The 3,652-nt window shown below is 57.5% G+C and carries 1 protein-coding gene and 2 rRNA genes; all 3 read right to left on the bottom strand.

Translation table 11 applies throughout. From position 1 onward, the window contains the following. Positions 1-4: 4 nt before the first annotated feature. A 5S ribosomal RNA gene (gene rrf, locus AB0M46_RS50875) occupies positions 5-121 on the bottom strand. A gap of 109 nt (positions 122-230) precedes the next feature. After that, positions 231-3,332: ribosomal RNA gene (locus AB0M46_RS50880) — 23S ribosomal RNA — on the bottom strand. Beyond that, positions 3,319-3,652: hypothetical protein (locus tag AB0M46_RS50885; RefSeq protein ID WP_363348916.1), on the bottom strand; the 334-nt coding region annotated here is incomplete at its 5' end. The genes AB0M46_RS50880 and AB0M46_RS50885, both read right to left, overlap by 14 nt.

The raw sequence follows: 3,652 nt of genomic DNA on the forward strand, positions 1-3,652 counted from the left end.
GTTTGTCCGGCGGCGTCCTACTCTCCCACACTCTCTCGGGTGCAGTACCATCGGCGCTGGAGGGCTTAGCTTCCGGGTTCGGAATGGGACCGGGCGTTTCCCCTCCGCTATGACCGCCGTAACACTATGAACCTGTCAACCCCGCACACCCAACCCATTCCCGGGCCGGGGTGCGTTCGGTGTTGGTTCAGAATCACACAGTGGATGCAAAACACTTCAAAGCTTTGATTGTAGTCAAGTCCTCGGCCTATTAGTACCGGTCAGCTCAAACCTGTTACCAGGCTTCCACTTCCGGCCTATCAACCCAGTAGTCTCGCTGGGGGCCTTAACCCTCAAGGGGTGGGATACCTCATCTCGAAGCGAGCTTCCCGCTTAGATGCTTTCAGCGGTTATCCCTTCCGAACGTAGCCAACCAGCCGTGCTCTTGGCAGAACAACTGGCACACCAGAGGTTCGTCCGTCCCGGTCCTCTCGTACTAGGGACAGCCCTTCTCAAGTATCCTACGCGCGCGGCGGATAGGGACCGAACTGTCTCACGACGTTCTAAACCCAGCTCGCGTACCGCTTTAATGGGCGAACAGCCCAACCCTTGGGACCTACTCCAGCCCCAGGATGCGACGAGCCGACATCGAGGTGCCAAACCATCCCGTCGATATGGACTCTTGGGGAAGATCAGCCTGTTATCCCCGGGGTACCTTTTATCCGTTGAGCGACACCGCTTCCACCTGCCAGTGCCGGATCACTAGTCCCGACTTTCGTCCCTGCTCGACCTGTCAGTCTCACAGTCAAGCCCCCTTGTGCACTTGCACTCAACACCTGATTGCCAACCAGGCTGAGGGAACCTTTGGGCGCCTCCGTTACATTTTAGGAGGCAACCGCCCCAGTTAAACTACCCACCAGACACTGTCCCTGAACCGGCTCACGGTCCAAGGTTAGATACCCAAATCCAACAGAGTGGTATTTCAAGCTTGCCTCCACCCCCACTGGCGTGAGGACTTCACCGGCTCCCACCTATCCTACACAATCGAATTCGAGTACCAATGTCAAGCTATAGTGAAGGTCCCGGGGTCTTTCCGTCCTGCCGCGCGTAACGAGCATCTTTACTCGTAGTGCAATTTCGCCGGGCCTGTGGTTGAGACAGTGGGGAAGTCGTTACGCCATTCGTGCAGGTCGGAACTTACCCGACAAGGAATTTCGCTACCTTAGGATGGTTATAGTTACCACCGCCGTTTACTGGCGCTTAAGTTCTCCGCTTCGCCCCGAAAGACTAACAGGTCCCCTTAACGTTCCAGCACCGGGCAGGCGTCAGTCCATATACGTCGTCTTACGACTTAGCATGGACCTGTGTTTTTAGTAAACAGTCGCTTCCCCCTGGTCTCTGCGGCCACCAACCGCTCCACCAGCACGTGGTCTCACCATCGGTGGCCCCCCTTCTCCCGAAGTTACGGGGGCAATTTGCCGAGTTCCTTAACCACAGTTCGCCCGATCGCCTCGGTATTCTCTACCTGACCACCTGTGTCGGTTTCGGGTACGGGCCGCTCGAAACTCGCTAGAGGCTTTTCTCGGCAGCATGGGATCACTGACTTCACCTGAACGGCTCCGCATCACGCCTCACCCACATGCAGCACGGATTTGCCTATGCTGCGGGCTACACGCTTGCCCCGGCACAACCACCGGCCGGGTCCAGCTACCCTCCTGCGTCACCCCATCGCTTGCCTACTACCAACCGAGATCCCAACATTGACAGATCCACCCGAAGGCTTCACCATCGCCGGAGGTTAGTACAATCAGGTTCAGCATGGACGCTTCTACGCGGGTACGGGAATATCAACCCGTTGTCCATCGACTACGCCTCTCGGCCTCGCCTTAGGCCCCGACTCACCCAGGGCGGATTAGCCTGGCCCTGGAACCCTTGGTCATCCGGCGGCAGGGTTTCTCACCCTGCTTTCGCTACTCATGCCTGCATTCTCACTCGCGTCACCTCCACGGCTGGATCACTCCGCCGCTTCACCGGTGACACGACGCTCCCCTACCCATCCACACACCTGAACCACAAAGGCTAGGTACACGCGTGAATGCCACAGCTTCGGCGGTGTGCTTGAGCCCCGCTACATTGTCGGCGCGGAACCACTTGACCAGTGAGCTATTACGCACTCTTTCAAGGGTGGCTGCTTCTAAGCCAACCTCCTGGTTGTCTATGCGACCCCACATCCTTTACCACTTAGCACACGCTTAGGGGCCTTAGCTGGTGATCTGGGCTGTTTCCCTCTCGACTACGAAGCTTATCCCCCGCAGTCTCACTGCCACGCTCTCACTTACCGGCATTCGGAGTTTAGTTGACTTCAGTAAGCTTGTAGGCCCCCTAGGCCATCCAGTGCTCTACCTCCGGCAAGAAACACGTGACGCTGCACCTAAATGCATTTCGGGGAGAACCAGCTATCACGGAGTTTGATTGGCCTTTCACCCCTAACCACAGATCATCCCCCAACTTTTCAACGTTGGTGGGTTCGGCCCTCCACGCGGTCTTACCCGCGCTTCAGCCTGCCCATGGCTAGATCACTCCGCTTCGGGTCTAGGACACGCGACTCAACGCCCTATTCAGACTCGCTTTCGCTACGGCTACCCCACACGGGTTAACCTCGCCACGCACCACTAACTCGCAGGCTCATTCTTCAAAAGGCACGCCGTCACCCCCACCAAAGTGGGACGCTCCGACGGATTGTAGGCGCACGGTTTCAGGTACTATTTCACTCCCCTCCCGGGGTACTTTTCACCTTTCCCTCACGGTACTCGTCCGCTATCGGTCACCAGGGAGTATTTAGGCTTACCAGGTGGTCCTGGCAGATTCACGGCAGATTACAGGAGTCCGCCGCTACTCGGGTATCCACACAACAGACCTGCAGTTTTCGCCTACCGGACTATCACCGTCTACGGCGCCGCTTTCCAACGACTTCGACTAACCACAAGTTTTCTGACTGTCGACCAGGCCGGCAGACCCAGAACAGTGAACCCCACAACCCCGCCCACGCAACCCCTGCCGGGTATCACACGCAAACGGTTTAGCCTCATCCGCTTTCGCTCGCCACTACTCACGGAATCACTATTGTTTTCTCTTCCTGCGGGTACTGAGATGTTTCACTTCCCCGCGTTCCCTCTACCTGCCCTATGTGTTCAGGCAGGAGTGACACCACATGACTGGTGCCGGGTTCCCCCATTCGGACACCCTGGGATCACAGCTCGGTTGACAGCTCCCCCAGGCCTATCGCGGCCTCCCACGTCCTTCATCGGCTCCTGGTGCCAAGGCATCCACCGTACGCCCTCAGCAACTTGACCACAAAGCTTTAAAGATGCTCGCATCCACTGTGCAATTCTCAACCAACACCAAACCCAAAACCTTCACGCCCAAGCCTCCGGCCAAACCGGCCACGGTCCTTGTGCAGTCTTGGATCTCGTCTGAAACCAACCGCCACGCTTCCGCGCTGGTTGTTTCAGGACCCAACAGGGTGCCTATACGTTCTCCTGAACCGCTTCCAGACTCGTTCCACGCCGTTGCCGACAGTACTAGAACCCTGGACCGTTGTCGCAGGAAAACTTCGCCAGTGTCTCCGCCATTGAGCACCCCACCAGCACATTCGGCTGGTGCGGGCTCCTTA

The organism is Dactylosporangium sp. NPDC051485, assembly GCF_040682015.1.
Classification (GTDB): Bacteria; Actinomycetota; Actinomycetes; order Mycobacteriales; family Micromonosporaceae; genus Dactylosporangium.